Source organism: Bradyrhizobium septentrionale (assembly GCF_011516645.4).
GTDB classification, from domain to species: Bacteria; Pseudomonadota; Alphaproteobacteria; order Rhizobiales; family Xanthobacteraceae; genus Bradyrhizobium; species Bradyrhizobium septentrionale.
Window position 1 is genome coordinate 2,366,289 of the sequence record NZ_CP088285.1, and the last position, 20,030, is coordinate 2,386,318.

Consider the following 20,030-nt stretch of genomic DNA (forward strand, 5'->3'; position numbering starts at 1 on the left):
TTTGATCAGGAAAAATCGGCGCGACATTATTTTATAACCCTGCGCCTGCCCATCCCTTCCCGCTCAGCCAATAGTATGGGCCCAACTCCGCAGCACGACCTCAAACCCGTCGTCCTGAGGTGCGAGCCTTGCGGCGCAATTGCGCCGCTGGGCGAGCCTCGAAGGGCGAACGGCCACCAGCCGGGCCGTGCACCCTTCGAGACGCGCGTTCCGCGCTCCTCAGGGTGACGGGAATGGAATCGCGTCTTAGTCACGGGGGCATCACCCCGCCACATTCGCCGCGGGCGCCGCCGGCTTGCCCTCGTTCTTTCCTTCCGCGAGGTTGCGCACCACCATGTAGAAGATCGGCGTGAAGATCAGGCCGAACAGCGTGACGCCGAGCATGCCGAAGAACACGGCGACGCCGACCGCCTGCCGCATCTCCGAGCCCGAGCCGGTCGACACCACCAGCGGCAGCACGCCGAGGATGAAGGCGAATGACGTCATCAGGATCGGCCGCAGGCGGAGCCGGCAGGCGTCGATGACCGCCTCCAGCCGCGGCTTGCCCTCGAGCTCGATATCGCGCGCGAACTCGACGATCAGGATCGCGTTCTTGGCGGCGAGCCCGACCAGCACCACGAAGCCGATCTGGGTCAGGATGTTGACGTCCTGGCCCATCAGGCGGACGCCGATCGTGGCCGCGAGCAGGCACATCGGCACGATCAGGATCACCGCGAACGGCAATGTCCAGCTGCCATATTGCGCAGCCAGCACCAGGTAGACGAACAGCACGCAGATCGGGAACACGTAGAGGCCGGCATTGCCGCCGGTAACCTGCTGGTAGGACAGGTCGGTCCATTCGAAGGTGAAGCCCGAGGGCAGCGTCGCGTCGGCGAGCTGCTTGATGGTGTTGAGCGCCGTCGTCGAGCTGGTGCCGGGCGCCGGCTCACCCTGCAGCTCGGAGGCAGCGTAGAGATTGTAGCGCGCGACGCGGTCGGGGCCGGAGGTATCCTTGAAGTCCACGACGCTGCCGAGCATCACCATGTCGCCGGCGGCGTTGCGGGTGCGCAGCCGCGCGAGGTCGGTGGTCTCCTTGCGGAACGGCAGGTCGGCCTGTGCGGTGACGTGATAGGTGCGGCCGAACAGGTTGAAGTCGTTGACGTAGGTCGAGCCGAAATAGGTCTGGATGGTGTCGTTGATGCCAGCGATCGGCACGCCGAGCTTCTGCGCCTTGACGCGGTCGATATCGACGAACAATTGCGGCGTGTTGGCGGTGAACGGCGAGAACACCGACGTCAGGTTGGGCGACTTGCGCGCCGCGCCGACCAGCTCGTCGGTGGCGGAGGCCAGCAGCTCGGGGCCGCGGCCCTGCCGGTCCTGGATGCGGATCGTGAAGCCGCCACCGGTGCCGATGCCGGACACCGCGGGCGGCGGGATCACGATGATGAAGGCGCCCTGGATCACCGACAGGCGTTTGCGCAGCTCTGCGGTGATCTCGGTGGCCGTCAGTCCCTTCTTCAGCCGCGCCTCCGGCTCATCGAACACCGGGAACAGCGCGGCGGCATTGCCGGCCTGCGTGCGCGTCGCGCCGGAGAAGCCGGCGAAAGCCGCGACGCGAACGATGCCGGGTGTATCGAGCGCAATCCGCTCGATCTCGCGCACCACGGCGGTGGTGCGCGCCAGCGACGCCGCGCCCGGCAGCTGCGCCGAGATGATGACGTAGCCGCGATCCTGCGCCGGGATGAAGCCCTGCGAGGTGGTTGCGAGCAGCCAGCCGGCGCTGCCGATCAGCACGACATAAATCGCGAGCATCACCACGGTGTGGCGAATCACGAAGTCGGCTACCGCCGCGTAGCCGTGAGCCAGCCGGTCGAACACGCGGTTGAACAATGCGGTGAAGCTGTCCCAGCCGCGCGCGATGATGTTCCAGCGCGCCGGCGGGCGCTTGTCCGCGTGCGGGACCAGGATCTGCGAAGCCAGCGCCGGCGACAGCGTCAGCGAGCAGAAGCAGGAGATCGCGGTCGCGACCGCAATGGTTACCGCGAATTGCTGGAAGAACTGCCCGGAGATGCCGCCGAGGAAGGCGGTCGGCACGAACACCGCGCACAAGACCAGCGCGATCGAGACCAGTGCGCCGCCGACCTCCTCCATGGTCTTGAGCGCGGCGTCGCGCCTGGACATGCCGTGCTCGAGATGGCGCTCGACATTTTCGACCACCACGATGGCGTCGTCGACCACGATGCCGACCGCCAGCACCAGGCCGAACAGCGTCAGATTGTTGATCGAGAAGCCGAGCGCGGCCATCACCGCGAAGGTGCCGACCAGCGACACCGGGATCGCGACGATCGGGATGATCGCAGGCCGCCAGCCCTGCAGGAACACCAGCACCACGATGACGACGAGCGCCATCGCCTCGTAGATGGTCTTGATCAGCTCATGAACCGATTGGGCGATGAATTCGGTCGGGTTGTAGCCGATATTGTAGTCGAGCCCCTTCGGGAAACTCGCCTTCATCTGCTCCATTGTGTCGGAGATGCTCTTGGCGGTGGCGAGCGCGTTCGATCCGGGCCGTTGTGTCACCAGCAGGGCCACCGCCGACTTGCGCAGCAGGAAGCTGTTGGTGGCGTAGGACAGCGCACCGAGCTCGACGCGGGCGACGTCGCGCAGGCGCACGGTGCGGCCGTCGGAGCCCGCCTTCACCACGATGTCTTCGAACTGCCTGATGTCCTTGAGGCGGCCGGTGAAAACCAGGTTCGGCTGGAAGGCACGATCGGTGATCGGCGGCTCCGCGATCTGTCCGCCCGCGATCTGCAGGTTCTGCGCGCGGATCGCCGCCAGCACCTCGGTCGAGGTCAGACCGAGATTGGCGATCCGGTCGGGATCGAGCCACAGCCGCATCGAGTAATCGCGCGCGCCGAACATCTGGATGTCGCCGACGCCGTCGAGCCGCAGCAACTGGTCGCGGACCTGCAGCAGCGCGTAGTTCGAGATGTAAAGCTGATCGAAGCTGTCGTCGGGCGACAGCATGAACACCACCATCAGGATGTCGGGCGAGTTCTTGCGCGTGGTGACGCCGTTGCGCTGCACCTCCTCGGGCAGCCGCGGCTGCGCGATCGCGACGCGGTTCTGCACCAGCACCTGCGCCTTGTCGAGGTCGGTGCCGAGCTTGAAGGTGGCGGTGATGGTGAGCTGGCCGTTCGAGGTCGCCTGGCTGTAGAGATACAGCATGTCCTCGACGCCGTTGATCTCCTGCTCGATGGGGGCGGCCACGGTGTCGGACACGGTCTGCGCCGAGGCGCCGGGATATTGCGTCGTCACCACGACGGTCGGCGGCACGACCTGCGGATACTCCGAGACCGGCAGCGTCGGATAGGCGATCGCGCCGACAATCAGCAGCACGATCGACAGCACCATCGCGAGGATGGGCTGGTTGATGGAAAGCCTGCCGAGATTCATGGCTTCGCACCTGCCGCCGGCTTCGCTTCCGCCGGGGCACCCGCGCCGGCCGGCGCCTGCGCCATCTTCGGGGTCACCTTGGCGCCGACGCGAGCGCGCTGCAGTCCATCCACGATCACATGGTCTTCCGCCTTGAGGCCTTCGCGGATCACCCGCAGGCCGTCATCGAGCGGCCCCAGCACGACCGCTCGAGCTTCCACCGTGTTGTCGTCCTTGACCACGAACACGATCTTGCGCGACTGGTCGGTGGCAATGGCGGTATCCGGGATCAGCAGCGCCTCATAGGGCGAGGAGCCGATGATGCGGACGCGGCCGAACTGGCCGGGCAGGATCGACAGATCCTTGTTCGGAATGATCGCGCGGCTGCGCAAGGTCGCGGTCGAGACGTCGAGCCGGTTGTCGAGGAAGTCCATCTTGCCCTCATGCGAGGGCTTGGTCTCGCCGGTCAGCGACACCTGCACCGGGTTCGCCGTGTCGCGCGAGCTCGGCCGCCGGCCTTCGAACCATAGCTTGCTGTTGCGCTGATAGGTCGCCTCGTCGACGTCGAAATAGATGTAGATCGGATCAAGCGACACGATCGAGGTCAAGAGCGTCGCGCCGCCCTCGCTGCCCTGCACGAGATTGCCCGGAGTAACCAGATGCCGGCTGACGCGGCCGGTGATCGGCGCCAGCACGTGGCTGAATTCGACGTTGAGCTGCGCGGCCTTCAGCGTGCCCTCGGCCTGCGTCTCGGCGGCGCGCGCCGCCTGCAACGCCTGACGGCGCTAGTCGACGACCTGCTCCGACACCGCGCTGGTCTGCACCAGGTTCAGCCCGCGCTCGAGATCACGTTTGGCAAGCTCCCCCTTGGCGCGTGCGTCGGCGAGCTGACCCTGGGCTTGCAGCACGACCGCCTCGAACGGGCGCGGATCGATGGTGTAGAGCAGATCGCCGGCGTGGACGATCGCACCGTCCTTGAACTCGAAACTGTCCACGAAGCCGCCGACACGGGCGCGGACCTGAACTTCCTCGATCGCCTCGAAGCGGCCGGTGAACTCGTCCCAGTCGGTGACCGTGCGCTTGACCGGCTGCGCGACGGTAACGGGCGGCGCCGGCGGCGCGGCCTGCGATTGCGCGCTCTTGTCGCCGCAGCCACTGAGCGTCAGCGCGGCAAGCAAGCCGAGCGGCGCGAGGCCGAGCCCGCCAAGACCGCGAAGCGAATCAAGCCGGCGGAGCGAATCATGGCGGCGAAGCGAATCGCGTTCGACGCCGTTAACCAGAGCCGGACGCTCCGTTGTGTCAATCGCACTCAATTCCTTCTCCCCCAGAACGACCACAGCAGGGCTACCAAAGTCGCATTTGAAATTGCAGTGATTCAAAGCGGATGGACCGCCGCAATGTTGCGGCAGTGGACGTCACAGATGTAGCCGACCCCCAGTCTGTTCAAGATGGGCGCCGGATCAAGCGAATAGTTGCGTAGTCTGAACGCCTTACGACACGCTCGCGAAACCGTGACGACGGGAAGGGACAGACTGGCTGGCCTTTCGAGGGCATGAGATCACAGACGGATCGCCCCGAATCAATCACAACGCGAATTCGCTTCACAGATTCGTCACACGGCGTCCGATTCGACTTTTGGCGCACAACCTCCGGCCGCAAATGGCAAAACCGGCCCCTTTTCCTGCGCTCTACCTCCCGCTGCATGGCCGAATCGTGGTTAACAGTGCGCTGTCATCCGGACACACATTGACACTCGGAAATATCGCCAATACGGTCTTGGTTGCCAAACAGTGAAATTTTGTTGGCCGCCGCATATTTCTCGAACATTCATCGGGCTTTGCCGCGGCGTGCGTGAGTGAAGGCGACTACGTAAATGGCAAGCGCATTTGATCTTGCTGATGTCACTGCTCCGCGGACATCGCGGCTTTCCCACATTGCGAGCGAGTCGGTGCGGTCTCCCGTGGCGGCTGGTCAACTTCAACGTGTGAACGGCTTCACACGTCCCCGTATCCAAAAATTGTAGATATTGACCGGCTTCCACGCCGGTTGCAGGAGTCCACATGACGACCATACCCGCCTATACAATCGGTGGTTTAACCCGTCCCGAACTCCATCTTGATCCGAGCGGCAATATCATCCTGGATCCGGCCGCGCAGGCATTCGTCGATGCGTATGGTCTGCAATACCTTTATCTCGGCTGCCCTCCCGGCACACCCTTTCCGCCGATCCACGGCTTCCTGTCGGCGCCGACCGACACCAATTCCGGCGCCAACACGGTCGTTGAAGGCGCCGCCGTCAACAGCTCGGTCAACATCACCGCACATTCCGACAGCCTGATCGGCCTCCCGGTCACCTATTCGCTGACGTCCGATTCCTCGCATGGCGGCTTCAAGATCGATGCCAATACCGGTGTGGTGACGATCGCCGACCCCACCAAGGTCGATTTCGAGAGCTCCGGCGGCAGCTATGTCGTAAATGTGCAGGCGACCGACGGCATCTTCGTCTCGTCGCAGAGCTTCACGATCGCGGTCAGCAATGCGCCGCCCTCGACACCGACCGACAGCAACGCCACCGCCAACGCCGTCAACGAAGGCGCCGCCGTCAACACACTGGTCGGCATCACCGCAGCGGCGGCCGACGTTAATGGCCCCGGCGTCACCTATTCGCTGACGGCGGACACCTCCAACGGCGGCTTCAAGATCGATCCCAACACCGGCGTCGTCAGCGTTGCCAATTCCGGCAAGATCGACTTCGAAACCGCGCCGGGTCACGCCTACAGCATCACGGTGCAGGCCAGCGATGGCCATGGCGGCGTCAGCTTGCAGACCTTCACCATCAACGTCAACGACCTGCCGGTCTCCACGCCGGTCGACGTCAATGCCGCCGCCAATGCCGTCGTCGAGGGCGCCGCCGCCAACACGCTGGTCGGCGTTACCGCCTCCGCGGTCGATCCGAACGGCCCCGCAACCACCTACTCGCTGACCGGAGACACCTCCGGCGGCGGCTTCAAGATCGACGCGAGCACCGGCGTCGTCACGGTCGCCGATCCCACCAAGCTCGATTTCGAGAGCAGCGCGCCCGGCCACGCCTACACCATCACCGTGCACGCGACGGCCGGCGCGACCTCGTCGACGCAGACCTTCACCATCAACGTCACCGACGCTCCGCCGTCCGCCCCCACCGACACCGACGCCACCGCCAACTCGGTCACCGAGGGCGCGGCTGCGGGCACCGTCGTCGGCGTCACGGCGCACGCGACCGACATCAACGGCGGAGCCGTGACCTATTCGCTGGTCGGCGACACCTCAGGCGGCGGCTTCACCGTCAATGCGGCGACCGGCGTCGTCACCGTCGCCGATCCGACCAAGCTCGATTTCGAAACCTCGCACGGCAGCTACACCATCACCGCGCAGGCCAGCGACGGCACGCTGTCGAGCACGCAGACCTTCACCGTCAACGTCACCGACGTGGCGCCGTCGACCCCGGTCGACAGCAATGCCGCCGCCAACGCCGTCGTCGAAGGCGCGGCCGTGGGCTCCACGGTCGGCATCACCGCGTCCTCGACCGACGTCAACGGTCCCGGCGTGACCTATTCGCTGACCGGCGACACCTCCGGCGGCGGCTTCACCATCGATTCCCACACCGGTGTCATCACCGTCGCCGATCCCACCAAGATCGACTACGAAAGCGCTCCCGGCCACGCCTACACCGTCACCGCGCAGGCCAGCGACGGCACGCTGACGAATTCGCAGACCTTCACCATCGGCGTCAACGAAGCCCCGCCGTCGAGCCCGGTCGACAGCGATGCCGCCGCCAATGCGGTTGCCGAAGGCGCCGCCGCCGGCACCGCGGTCGGCGTCACCGCATCGTCGACCGACGTCAACGGTCCGCCGGTGACCTATGCGCTGATCGGCGACACCTCCGGCGGTGGCTTCACCATCAACGCAACGACGGGCGTCATCACCGTCGCCGATCCCACCAAGATCGATTACGAGAGCAGCGGCGCGGGCCATTCCTATACGGTGACCGCGCAAGCCAGCGACGGCACGACCGCGAGCTCGCAAACCTTTACGATCGGTGTCACCGACGTTGCGCCGTCGGCCCCCGTCGACAGCGACGTCGGCGCCAACAGCGTCGTCGAAGGCGCGGCCAACGGTTCGACCGTGGGCATCATCGCGTCGGCGATCGACATCAACGGCCCGGCCGTGACCTATTCGCTCACCGGCGACACTTCCGGCGGCGGCTTCACCATCAATGCCGCGACCGGTGTCATCACCGTCGCCGACAGCAGCAAGATCGACTACGAGACCGCGGCGGGGCATGCCTACACCGTCACCGCGACGGCCAGCGACGGCACGCTGACGAATTCGCAAACCTTCACCATCGCCGTCAACGACGTCGCGCCGTCAGCCCCGGTCGACGGCGATGCCGCGGGCAACAACGTCGTCGAAGGCGCCGCCGCCGGCACCGCCGTGGGCGTCACCGCGTCGTCGACCGACGTCAACGGCCCGGCCGTGACCTATTCGCTGACCGGCGACACCTCCGGCGGCGGCTTCACCATCAACGCCACCACTGGCGTCATCACCGTCGCCGACCCGACCAAGCTCGATTACGAAAGTGCGCCCGGCCACGCCTATACAGTGACTGCGCAGGCCAGCGACGGCACGCTCACGAACTTGCAGACCTTCACCATCGCCGTCAACGACGCCCCGCCGTCGGCCCCGGTCGATGCCGACGCCGGTGCCAATTCGATCACCGAAGGCGCGGCCAACGGCTCAACCGTCGGCATCACCGCGTCGTCGACCGACGTCAACGGCCCGGCGGTGACCTATTCGCTGATCGGCGACACCTCTGGTGGCGGCTTCACCATCAACGCGACGACCGGCGTCATCACTGTCGCCGATTCCACCAAGATCGATTTCGAAAGCTCGGGCGGCAGCTACACCGTCGTTGCCCAGTCCAGCGACGGGACGCTGGCGAACTCGCAAACCTTCACCATCGCCGTCACCGATGTCGCGCCATCGACCCCGATCGATAGCGACGCCGGCGTCAACCGGGTCGCGATCGGCGCACCGGCCGGCTCGGGAACCGGCGTGACCGCATCCTCGACCGACGTCAACGGTCCCGCCGTGACCTATTCGCTGGTCGGCGACACCTCCGGCGGCGCCTTCACCATCAACGCGGCCACTGGCAAGGTCACGGTCGCCGATCCTACCAAGATCAACATTGCTGATCCGTCTTATGACGTCACGGTCGATGCCAGCGACGGCACCTTGCACAACCAGCAGACCTTCACCATCGCGGTCGTCGTCGACCAGGCACCGGTCGTCACCGCCGGCCACACGCTGAACTACACCGAGAACCAGGCCGCGACCGCGATCGATTCGGCGATCACCGTCACCGACGGCGACGACGCCAATCTGGTGTCCGCGACGGTGCAGATCACCGGCGGCTACGTCAACGGCGAGGACGTGCTCGCCTTCGCCAACACTGCCACCATCACCGGCACGTTCAATGCCGCGACCGGAACGCTGACGCTGACCGGCACCGACACGGTCGCCAACTATCAGGCCGCGCTGGCCGCGGTGACCTATCACAACACCAGCGACAACCCGTCGGGCGCGGCGCGCACCGTCACGATAACAGCCAATGACGGCACGCTCGACAGCAGCCCGGTGACCGACACCATCAACGTCACCCCGGTCAACGACCCGCCCGTTGTGGTCGCCGGCCATACGCTGAACTACACCGAGAACCAGGCCGCGACCGCGTTCGACCCGGCGATCACCGTGTCCGATGTCGACAACACCACGCTGGCCAGCGCGACCGTGCAGATTACCGGCAACTACGCCAACGGCCAGGATGTCCTCGCCTTCACCACCCAGAACGGCATCACCGGCTCGTTCAATGCGGGAACCGGCTTGCTGACGCTGACAGGCACAGCGACGGTTGCCCAATATCAGGCGGCGCTCGCCTCGGTGACCTATCAGAACACCAGCGACAACCCGTCGGGCCTGGCGCGTACGGTCACCATCATCACCAATGACGGCTCCGCCAACTCGGCTGCGGTCACCGACACCATCAATGTCACCCCGGTCAACGATCCGCCGGTCACGACGGCCGGCGGCACGCTGAACTATACCGAGAACCAGGCCGCGTCCGTGATCGATGCGTCGGTCAACGTCTCCGACGTCGACAGCGCCAACATGTCGAGCGCGACGGTTGCCATCACCGGCGGCTTCGCCGCCGGCCAGGATGTGCTGGGCTTCGTCAACCAGAACGGCATCAGCGGATCGTACAACTCCGCGACCGGCGTGCTGACGCTGACGGGCTCCTCCAGCGTCGCCAACTACAAGGCGGCGCTCGATTCCATCACCTATTTCAACTCGAGTGACAACCCGTCCGGCGCTGATCGCACCGTCAGCTTCACGGTCAACGACGGCAGCGCCAACAGCAACACCTCGACCTCGACCATCCATGTCACGCCGGTCAATGACGCGCCTGTCGTGAGCTTCGGCGCCATCACCGGATTCTCCGAGCCGCCGAACGGCACGCCGGCTTCGAGCTCGACGCCGGTCACGATCACGCCAAACCTGACGATCTCGGACGCCGAAGGCAACAACATCACCGATGCGACCTTCGTGCTGAACAATCTGAAGGCGTCGGACGCGCTCTCGATCGCAGGTCACGCCGGCACCAGCGGCGACATCGGCGGGATCCACTTCGACATCACCAGCACCGCCGGCACCGAAACGATCAGTTTCACCGGCACCGACACGCTGGCGCACTACAATGCGGTGCTCGACCTGATCCAGTTCAACAACACCAGCGAAAATCCCGACAGCACCGCGCGTTCCTATACCCTGACCGTGCACGATGACGGCGGCACCGCGAATGGCGGCAACAACACCGGGACGGCATCGACCACCGGAAGCGTGACCGCCGTGGACGATGCGCCCACCGCGGCGGTGCCGGCGGACAATTCGCTCGGCACTGCGTTCTCGCACACCGACTTTGCGATATCAGGCCTTTCGGTCGCCGACATCGATTCCGACCCCGGCACCGTCACGGCGACGGTTTCCTCCGCTCATGCGAACCTGACCTTCAACACCGCCGGACTGGCCAGCTTCACCAACAACGACAGCCACACGGTGACGCTGACCGGCACGGCCGCACAGGTCAACACCGCGCTGGCGACCCTGACATACAACAGCGATGACGGCTTCGCCGGCTCGGATACCGTGACGCTGAACGTCAGCGACAACGGCCACACCGGCACCGGCGGGCCGCTCACCTCGGGCGCCCAGACCTTCCATGTCGGCGTCGTGCCGCAGGTGTTCTACATCGACAACTCGGCCACGGCGCTGGCCAACAGCCACAATCTCGGCACCGCTGCCGACCCGTACACCTCGATCGCCGCCTTCAACGCGGCGAACCCGGCAGGGAGCGGCGACTACGTCGTGCTGAGGTCCGGCACCTACACCGAAGCCAACGGCATCAACCTCGCCAACGGCGTCAATTTGGTCGGCGGCAGCCACGCCCTGACCTTCACCAATCCGGTGACCGGCGCCCTGGTGACCGCCAACGCTGCAACCGGCACCGATCCGGTGATCAAGGTCACCGGCGCCGACAACGGCATCGACCTGCTCGGCGCGTCGGGCCACAGCATCAGCGGCGTCAGCATCGATACCTCGGCCTCGACCGGCATCGGCATCAGCGACGACGGCAACAATGTCGGCACCGTCTCGATGTCCGACATCACGGTCAAGACCGCCAGCGGCGCCGGCTTGAGCTTCACGCATGGCGGCACGATCACCGTCACCGGCAGCAACAACACCATCTCGTCCACGACCGGCACCGCACTCGACGTCGAGCACACCAACATCGGCGCGGGCAATCTGACCTTCAAGAGCATTTCGGCGACGGGCTCGTCGGGCAGCGCCGGCATCATCCTCGACACGACCGGATCGGCCGGCGGACTCACGGTCACAGGCACCGGCACCGCCGGCTCCGGCGGCACGATCAACAACAAGACCGGCGCGGACATCCTCAGCGGCACCGACGCCGGCGGACAGACGACGTCGGGCACCGGCGGAACCGGCATCTACCTGCACAACACCTCGAACGTGTCGCTGAGCGACATGTCGCTGCATGATTTCAGCAACTTCGCGATCTACGGCAACAACGTCACCGGCTTCACTTTTGCCGACGGCACGATCAGCGGCACCAACGGCACCAACAATGCCGGCGACCGCGAGGAAAGCAGCATCCGGTTCGACAACCTGCTCGGCACCTCTTCGATCACGGGGTCCAGCATCTCCGGCGGCTTCGACGAGAACATCGACCTCTACAACACCAGCGGAACGCTGAATCGCCTGACGATGGACAGCGACACGTTCGGCCTGATCGGCTCGACCGGCAACGATAACGTCCGCGGGCAGGTCTACAACTCTGCGACGGCCAACTACACCCTGACCAACAGCACGTTTGCCGGCACCCGGGCCGACTTCATCGCCTTCACCGCCAACAACAATTCGTCGATGGACGCCGTTGTCCGCGGCAACACCTTCCACAACGGCCAGGCCATCGTCCCCGGCGGCGGCACGGCGGTCGACATCAGGAGCGGATCCGGCGGCCTCGTCTCCGCCGCGACCACCACGTTCGACATCTCGCACAACATCCTGACCGACGGCGGCGCCAACGCGTTCGATACGGTCGGTATCTTCGTGGCGAAGGGCCAGGACAACGGCACGATGTCCGGGACGATCGCCAGCAATTCGATCGGGCCGGCGAAGGTGGGCTCGAACTCCGACGGCATCTTCGTCCGCGACGCCGGCGCCGGCACCCTGACGACGCTGATCCAGAACAACACGATCACCGGGGTCGGCAACAACGGCATCCATTTGCAGAACAACGACGGCAGTTCGACCTTGAACGCCACGATATACGGCAACTCGGTGTCGTCTCCGACTTCCGCCAATCCGTTTGCGGCACTCCTTGTCGACAACGGTGCGACAGCGACCGACACCAGCACGACGAACGTCGTGATCGGCTCGGGCACCGGCGGGGCCGGCACCAAGAACACGCTGAACCACAACGCGACCTACGCCACCGACGTCGAGCTGAGCAACTTCAACGGCAATACGCATCTGAACCTGTCGAAGAACGGTTCGACCTCGGGAACCGCTGCGGGCGTCATCACCGACGACAACACCAGCGGCACAGGCGCCATCACCGTCGACACCTCGGGCGGAAGCGGCACGACGACGCTCGTCGGCACGCTGCCGACGCTGCCGACCCCGGTCGCGCCGCTGCTCGCCACTGCGGGCGGCGTGCAGGCCACGACGCCGACCACGGGCGAAATGCACCTGACGCAGAGCCAACTCGACTCGGTCGTGTCGGCGGCGATCGATCTATGGGCGAAGGCCGGTGCCGGCGCCGGCCAGCTTGCAGCGCTGCATGCCGTCAGCTTCAGCGTCGCCGACCTCGCCGGCCAGATCGTCGGCCAGGAAGGCGCAGGCCACATCACGATCGACACCGATGCCGCCGGCCACGGCTGGTTCGTCGATCCGACACCGTCGGACAATTCGGAATTCACCAACACCCTCAACGCGTCCGGTAGCAATCTGCAGACCGACCCGTCGACGGCCGCAGCGGGTCATCTCGATCTCCTGACCACAGTGGTGCACGAATTGGGACACGTGCTCGGCCTGCCCGATACCATCTCGGCATCCGACGTCAACGATCTGATGTATATCGGTCTGGCCGACGGCGAGCGCCGGCTGCCGACCACGGCCGACCTGCCGAAGGACCACAGCATGGACCCCGGCCAGCCGCAGCAGAACTTCGTGTTCGCATCGAGCGCAGCGCCTTCGAGCCAGCAGCCGGCCAGTGCACCGTCTGCCGGCGTCGCCATGGGCCACAGTTTCGACTTTTCGGCGTTCGCCCAGACGCCGCAGGCCGATACAAGCCACACGATGGCCGTCGCCGCAAATGCCCCGACCTGGTCCGACCTGTTCAGCGGCCAGTCCAATGCCGGCAACCCGTGGGCCGGCCACGAGACGACGTTCGCCGCGATGGGCGGCACGCCGACCGACAATCATCTCCACACCCAGCACGATCTGCTGGTTTGATCGAACGTTACGCGAGACAGCGCCTGCCGGACCGATCCGGCAGGCGTTTGCCATTCGGCTTCGTCGCGTTCGCATCGAGCGCAGTGAAAGAACCTTCACATGATCGCAACGAAGCTCGTGCATCACGTGTCCGAGAAAAAATCGTGAAGGTCGAACAATCGTTGAGGTTGCGCTTGTTGTAAAACACGCTATCGTGCATTTCGTCATCGCGCGCAGCATTGCCTCGCATTTTCATTAATTGAGTCACTGACAAGACGGATCGTCTGGCCGGAGGATCGATGTCTCAACCCTATCTCTCGGAAATCAGGATGATGTCGTTCGGCTTTGCGCCGAAAGGCTGGGCGTTTTGCAACGGCCAGGTGCTGCCGATCAATCAGAATCAGGCCCTGTTTTCGCTGCTCGGCACAACCTATGGCGGCAACGGCACGACGACTTTCGCGCTACCGAACCTGCAGGGAAAAGTGCCGCTGCATATGGGCTCGGGCTTCGCGCTCGGACAGACCGCGGGCGAAACGTCCCACACCCTGACGATCGCCGAGATGCCGCAGCATCCTCACACCTTTCAGGGCACGACCAACAATGCCGACAATCCTGTGGTGACCGGCAATCTGATGGCGACGTCGGCCAATCTTTATACCGCTGCCAGCAATCTGACGACGCTCGACCCGAGCACCGTCGGCAATGCCGGCGGCTCGCAGCCTCACGAGAACATGCAGCCCTATCTCACGCTCAACTTCTGCATCGCGTTGCAGGGCATCTTCCCCTCCCGGAATTGAAGGACGCGCGCCATGGGCCAGCCTTACATTGGCGAGATACGTATGTTCGGCGGTAATTTTGCCCCGAACGGCTGGATGTTCTGCCAGGGACAACTCCTGGCGATCTCCGAGAACGACGCTTTGTTCAATCTGATCGGGACCACCTATGGCGGCGACGGCCAGTCGACCTTCGCCTTGCCCAACCTGCAGGGCCGCCTGCCGCTACACCAGGGCAACAGCTTCGTCATGGGGCAGAGCGCGGGCGTCGAGCAGGTGACGCTGACCACCCAGCAACTGCCCATCCACAACCACCCGATGTCGGCATCCCTGAACAACGCGACCGGCAGCACGGTGACGGGCAATGTCGTCGGTGTGGTGGGAGCTACTCAGATTTACCGCGAGGCCCCGGCCGCGTCGCCAATGGCGAGCCAGGCCTGCTCGTCGGTCAGCGGCAACCAGCCGCACGACAACATGCAGCCTTACCTCTGCGTCAGCTTCATCATTTCACTGTACGGCATTTATCCGAGCCAAAACTAGGACGGGACCATGTCTGATCAATTCCTGGCCGAGATCCGCATTTTCCCGTGCAACTTCGCACCCTCCGGATGGGCCTTCTGCAACGGCCAGCTGATGCCGATCTCGCAGAACACCGCACTGTTCTCGCTGCTCGGCGCCACCTATGGTGGCGACGGCAAGTCCAACTTTGCCTTGCCCAACCTGCAAGGCAGTTCGCCGATGCAACCGGGGCAAAGCTCGTTCGGCACCGTCTACGATCTCGGGCAGTCCGCCGGCACGACGACCGTGACCCTGCTGCAATCCGAAATGCCCCTGCACAACCACGGGGTTTTGGGCAATATCAATCAGTCCCAACTCGCCACACCCAGCCCGGTGCGATCGCTTGCGCGCGCAAACCCGGGGCAGGCCTACACGGCAACACTGACCAACATTTCGCCGTTCTCGGCAACCAGCTCGATTATGCCGATCGGCGGCGGCCAGCCCCATAACAACATGATGCCGTACCTCACCTTGAATTTCTGCATCGCGTTGCAGGGTATTTTCCCGGCGCGCGGCTGAGCCGGCCATGGCGGATGGTCCGCGCACGGACAGTGCTCTCGCGGCGTTCGGATGGACGCGCGCAGCGGATGCCGGCTTGAGCTTCCGTCGCATCGCCGAGGCCGATCTGCCCTTCCTCGGGCGGCTCTATGCCTCGACCCGCGTCGAAGAACTGGCCGTGACGCCGTGGAGCGCGGAGCAGAAGGCTGCGTTCCTGGCCATGCAATTCCGGGCACAGCACGTGCATTACCAGCACTATTATCCGACGGCCGACTGGCTGGTAACGATGCGCAACGGGGAGGACATCGGCCGTCTCTATGTCGACCGCTGGCCGAGCGAGCACTGCGTCATCGATATCGCCTTCCTGCCGGAATATCGCGGAGTCGGTCTGGGCGGTGCGCTGATGCGCGACCTGCTCGACGAGGCCGCCGGAGCCGGCAAGCCGATGTCGATCCATGTCGAGAAGTTCAATCCCGCGATGCGGCTCTATCGCCGGCTCGGCTTCGTCACCGAGGAGGACAAAGGCGTCTACGACCTGATGCGCTGGCGCGCGGCGGGAGCGACCGGCGCCCACGCCGCTTCAGCCTGAACAAAACGCGCCAGAGCATTTCGGTTCTGATTCAGTGAGAACCGAAGCTCTAGGTGAAGACCGCCTGATAGCCATTGCCATCTGCAAGCGGACCGACCGGCACCAGGAAGATCTCCATCACGCCGAGCGTCGGATGCCGCACCGGATGGATCGCCTGAGGCAGCCACGCTCCCTTTGGCCCGGCAAACAGCAGCGAGAACGCACCGCCCGGCCGCCCGCTGTTGCCCGCGGACTCGACCTTGGCAAGCTTCAGCGCCAAGACGTGATCTGCCGCCTGCATCTCGAACTCCGCGTCCTGATGCGGCGTGAAGTCATCAATCCGCAATGTCGCGAGGTCGACGGTGGATGTCATGCGCACGTTCCCAATTGCATGCGACGTGTAACACGCCGCGCGATGTTGCCGTCAAGGTTTCTGGCGGACGTCCGCAATCGAGGCCCTGTGTCGTCATTCCGGGGCGTGCGAAGCACGAGCCCGGAATCCATCACGCCGCAGTACCGTGGATCAATGGATTCCGGGTTCTCGCTTGGCGAGCCCCGGAATGACGAGAAGATGGAGTTGCCCCTGCCACTGAGTTGCCCGACGGCGCAAGCCCTTCGCTCAAAAATATTTCGGTTTATCGGAATGGAAACTCAGTGTATGGTTCGCCCGTCTCACCCGATCGAGGGGCGCTTCGCGATCGTCACGAACGCGGTGTGGGATGCGGTGGACGCTGAGCGCGCAGTCGACGAATGCGCGTGGATAGCGGACGGTGAAGTCGTGTGGTCCTGACGCCCTAGCGGCCGGTGTCCCCTTGGAAGACGCAATTGCGTCTTGCGAAGGCGGTGACAAAAAAGCCAAGTCTCGCCGGGGAGAGCGCGAAATAAGCCGTAACCCATCGCGCAGGGAAAGCCGGATTGCTCCGGTTACACCTGTGGTCCTACCCCCGTGCTTTCTACCTTTGCACGGGGCCCATGGGTGCGATCGGCACCCGGCTTTCCCTGCGCCCTCTGCTTCCAACGAGGGCAAGTAAACGCAAGACTCGGGTGCATCGCGCCGCGAGGATGCGGATGTATGTCTCAGCTGGCGCCACATATTCGATGTCGTCCCGGGCAAGCGCAGCGCGACCCGGGACCCATAACCACCAATGCCAATTGCTTATCCAGGGCTGGGGCCGCAGCTCACTTCAACAACGCAACCCTGTGGTTATGGGTCCCTGCTTTCGCAGGGACGACAGCGGAAGAGGCGGCGGCCTCCGCCGGGCGCCCCGGAGGAACTGATGACGGCCCCGATTTCCTCCGCTAACCTCCCCGCAAAGCGCCGCCAACAAGGCGGCGCATCCTGAGGGAGGACAGGCGCGTGCATCGAGGCCGTGTCGTATTCGGCGCCATGGACGAGGTGGTGTTCGGGCGCCCCGCCGCTGAGGCGATCGTCGAGCAGCTCGACCGACTGGGCGCGCAGCGCGCCTTCCTGATGGTGTCGGGCACGCTGAACCGCGAGACCGACGAGATCGAGAAAGTCCGCCAGGCACTCGGCGCGCGCTGCGTCGGCACCTTCGACCGGATGCCGGCGCATACGCCGCGCGCCGCGGTCATCGCGGCGACGGAACAGGCGCGTGATGCGAAGACCGATCTGATCGTCACCATCGGCGGCGGCTCGATCACCGACGGCGCCAAGGCGGTGCAGCTTTGCCTCGCCAACAACGTCACGACATCCGACGGCATCGAGGCGATCCGCACCCATGGCGGCGTCGCGCCCGAGATGAAGCCGCCCGTCGTGCGCCAGATCAGCGTGCCGACCACCATCGCCGGCGGCGAGTTCTCCTCGATCGCCGGCGTCACCAACGAGGCCAAGCGGCAGAAGGAGATGCTGCGCCATCCGCTGGTGATGCCGCGCGCCACCATCCTCGATCCTGAACTCTCGGTGCACACGCCGGACTGGCTGTTCCTGTCGACCGGCATCCGCGCCGTCGACCATTGCGTCGAGGGCATCTGCTCGCGCGAGGCGCATCCTTACGGCGACGCCCAGGCGCTGAAGGGACTGGAGATGCTGGCGCAAGGCCTGCCGCGGGTGAAGGCCGACCCGAAGGACATTTCGGCGCGGATGGATTGCCAGATCGGCACCTGGCTCTCGACCGGCCCGCTCGCCTCCGGCGTGCCGATGGGCGCGAGCCACGGCATCGGCTACGTGCTCGGCGCCGAGTTCGACGTGCCACACGGCCATACGTCATGCGTGATGCTGCCTGCGGTGATGCGCTGGAACAAGCGCGACAATGCCGACCGGCAAGCGCTGGTCGCGGCCGCGATGGGTCACGCGAACGCGGACGCGGGCGACGTGCTCGACCGCTTCATCCGCGACCTCGGCATGCCGCGCAGCCTGACGGACGTGCACGTCGGCCCCGAGCATTTTGATCGTATCGCGGCGGGTGCGATGCGCACGCCCTGGGTGCCGCGCAATCCGCGCAAGATCGACGGTCCCTCCCAGGTCCGCGAGATTCTGATGATGGCCGCCTGAAGCATGATCACGTCGCGAGCGAGGGGAAATAAAGTTCGATGTATACCGGCAAGCATGCTTACCTGCGCCCGCTGCAGCCCGCCTTCATCATGGCAGGGACCGGCGAGATCGTCACCTATCGCGAGCTGGAGGCGCGCTGCAACCGCCTCGCTCATTTGTTCCGCAAGCAAGGCCTGCGGCGGCTCGACCATTATTCGATCTTCATGGAGAACAACAACCGCTACCTCGAGGCCTGCGGCGCCGGCGAGCGGTCGGGCCTTTACTTCACCTGCGTCAACTCCTTCCTCACCGCGGGCGAGCTCGCCTACATCCTGACCAACAGCCAGTCGCGGGTCCTGGTCACCTCGAAGCTGAAGCTCGACATCGCGCGCGAGGCGCTGAAGGAGTGTCCGCAGGTCGAGCTCTGCATCGTGGTCGATGGCGACAGCGAGAGCGATCGCATTGTCGGGCTCGCGCAGGCGACCGCCGGCCTGCCGGCCACCCCGATCGCGGACGAGGCGCTGGGCACCGCGATGCTGTATTCGTCCGGTACCACCGGCCGGCCCAAGGGCATCGTGCGGCCGCTGCCGGAAGAGCCGCCGGGGCAAAACCTGCCGCTGTTCGATTTCCTGATTAAACTCTGGCACTACCGCGAGGGCATGGTCTATTTGTCGCCGGCGCCGCTCTATCACTCGGCGCCGCAGGCCGCGGTCAATCTCACCATCCGCATGGGCGGCACCGTCGTCATCATGGAGAGTTTCGATCCGGAGCGCTATCTCGAGCTGATCGAGAAATGGGGCATCACCCACAGCCAGCTGGTGCCGACCATGTTCTCGCGCATGCTGAAGCTGCCCGAGGAGGTCCGCAGCCGCTACGATCTGTCGTCGCTGGAGATCGCGATCCATGCCGCGGCGCCCTGTCCGGCGCTGGTCAAGGACGACATGATCAAATGGTGGGGCCCGATCATCCACGAATATTACGGCGCGACCGAGGGCCTCGGCTTCACCGCCTGCAACAGCCAGGAATGGCTCGCGCATCGCGGCACCGTCGGCAAGGTCCTGCTCGGCGACCTGCATATTCTCGACGAGAACATGCAGCCTTGCCCGAAGGGCACGCCCGGCACCGTCTGGTTCAAGACCGGCTCGCCCTTCGAGTATTTCAACGATCCGGCAAAAACCAGCGAGGCCCGTTCGGCGGACGGCAGCATGAGCACGGTCGGCGACGTCGGCTACGTCGATGACGACAACTTCCTGTATCTCACCGACCGCGCCACCTTCATGATCATCTCCGGCGGCGTGAACATCTATCCGCAGGAATGCGAGAACCTCCTGATCACCCATCCCAAGGTCGCCGACGCCGCGGTGTTCGGGGTGCCCAATGTCGATCTCGGCGAGGAAGTGAAGGCGGTGGTGCAGCCGGCCGACGGCATCGCGCCGGGGCCTGAGCTCGCCGAGGAGCTGATCGCGTTCTGCGCCGGCGCGCTGTCGCGCCAGAAGGTGCCGCGCTCGGTCGACTTCGAGGCCGAGCTGCCGCGGCTGCCGACCGGAAAGCTCTACAAGCGCCTGCTGCGTGACCGCTACTGGGGCAACAAGGCCTCGCGGATCGTCTGAGCGGTC

The 20,030-nt window shown here is 65.1% G+C and carries 9 protein-coding genes and 1 pseudogene; 7 read left to right on the forward strand and 3 right to left on the reverse strand.

Annotation, left to right across the window (positions count from 1 at the left end):
• Positions 1 to 261: 261 nt before the first annotated feature.
• Together HAP48_RS13090 and HAP48_RS13095 are read right to left on the reverse strand one after the other, a co-directional pair.
• Entirely contained in the window at positions 262 to 3,435 is a 3,174-nt protein-coding gene (locus tag HAP48_RS13090) for an efflux RND transporter permease subunit (protein ID WP_166213456.1), read from the reverse strand.
• Positions 3,432 to 4,694, reverse strand: a pseudogene (locus HAP48_RS13095) (efflux RND transporter periplasmic adaptor subunit). Before HAP48_RS13095 ends, HAP48_RS13090 begins: the two are co-directional and overlap by 4 nt.
• A 780-nt stretch (positions 4,695 to 5,474) precedes the next feature.
• Here HAP48_RS13095 and HAP48_RS13100 point away from each other — a divergent pair.
• The 5 genes from HAP48_RS13100 (at position 5,475) to HAP48_RS13120 (ending at position 15,944) form a co-directional block, all read left to right on the forward strand.
• Positions 5,475 to 13,547 carry a cadherin repeat domain-containing protein gene (locus tag HAP48_RS13100; RefSeq protein ID WP_166213455.1) on the forward strand — a complete coding sequence of 2,691 codons (8,073 nt, stop codon included), beginning with the start codon at positions 5,475 to 5,477 and terminating at the stop codon, positions 13,545 to 13,547.
• A gap of 278 nt (positions 13,548 to 13,825) precedes the next feature.
• On the forward strand, positions 13,826 to 14,323 hold the full coding sequence (locus HAP48_RS13105; protein ID WP_166213454.1) for a phage tail protein: 498 nt from the start codon (positions 13,826 to 13,828) through the stop codon (positions 14,321 to 14,323).
• A 12-nt stretch (positions 14,324 to 14,335) separates the two neighbouring features.
• Positions 14,336 to 14,839 carry a phage tail protein gene (locus HAP48_RS13110; RefSeq protein ID WP_166213453.1) on the forward strand — a complete coding sequence of 168 codons (504 nt, stop codon included), beginning with the start codon at positions 14,336 to 14,338 and terminating at the stop codon, positions 14,837 to 14,839.
• Between the two features lie 9 nt (positions 14,840 to 14,848).
• On the forward strand, positions 14,849 to 15,376 hold the full coding sequence (locus tag HAP48_RS13115) for a phage tail protein (protein WP_166213452.1): 528 nt from the start codon (positions 14,849 to 14,851) through the stop codon (positions 15,374 to 15,376).
• A 76-nt stretch (positions 15,377 to 15,452) separates the two neighbouring features.
• Positions 15,453 to 15,944, forward strand: a complete 492-nt coding sequence (locus HAP48_RS13120; protein WP_224497038.1) for a GNAT family N-acetyltransferase — start codon at positions 15,453 to 15,455, stop codon at positions 15,942 to 15,944.
• A 49-nt stretch (positions 15,945 to 15,993) separates the two neighbouring features.
• Here the strand turns inward: HAP48_RS13120 and HAP48_RS13125 are convergent, their stop codons facing one another.
• The gene (locus HAP48_RS13125; RefSeq protein ID WP_210292832.1) at positions 15,994 to 16,296 is read right to left on the reverse strand and encodes a DUF6916 family protein; all 303 of its coding nucleotides are present in this window, start codon (positions 16,294 to 16,296) and stop codon (positions 15,994 to 15,996) included.
• A gap of 984 nt (positions 16,297 to 17,280) precedes the next feature.
• Here HAP48_RS13125 and HAP48_RS13130 point away from each other — a divergent pair.
• Together HAP48_RS13130 and HAP48_RS13135 are read left to right on the forward strand one after the other, a co-directional pair.
• The gene (locus tag HAP48_RS13130) at positions 17,281 to 18,435 is read left to right on the forward strand and encodes an iron-containing alcohol dehydrogenase (RefSeq protein ID WP_166213449.1); all 1,155 of its coding nucleotides are present in this window, start codon (positions 17,281 to 17,283) and stop codon (positions 18,433 to 18,435) included.
• 38 nt (positions 18,436 to 18,473) lie between these two features.
• Entirely contained in the window at positions 18,474 to 20,024 is a 1,551-nt protein-coding gene (locus HAP48_RS13135; protein ID WP_166213448.1) for an AMP-binding protein, read from the forward strand.
• Positions 20,025 to 20,030: the final 6 nt, after the last annotated feature.

Excerpts from the sequence above, each read along its gene's own strand:
- HAP48_RS13090 (WP_166213456.1), bottom strand. The coding sequence starts at position 3,435 with ATGAATCTCGGCAGGCTTTCCATCAACCAGCCCATCCTCGCGATGGTG.
- HAP48_RS13100 (WP_166213455.1), top strand. The coding sequence starts at position 5,475 with ATGACGACCATACCCGCCTATACAATCGGTGGTTTAACCCGTCCCGAA.
- HAP48_RS13105 (WP_166213454.1), top strand. The coding sequence starts at position 13,826 with ATGTCTCAACCCTATCTCTCGGAAATCAGGATGATGTCGTTCGGCTTT.
- HAP48_RS13110 (WP_166213453.1), top strand. The coding sequence starts at position 14,336 with ATGGGCCAGCCTTACATTGGCGAGATACGTATGTTCGGCGGTAATTTT.
- HAP48_RS13115 (WP_166213452.1), top strand. The coding sequence starts at position 14,849 with ATGTCTGATCAATTCCTGGCCGAGATCCGCATTTTCCCGTGCAACTTC.
- HAP48_RS13125 (WP_210292832.1), bottom strand. The coding sequence starts at position 16,296 with ATGACATCCACCGTCGACCTCGCGACATTGCGGATTGATGACTTCACG.
- HAP48_RS13135 (WP_166213448.1), top strand. The coding sequence starts at position 18,474 with ATGTATACCGGCAAGCATGCTTACCTGCGCCCGCTGCAGCCCGCCTTC.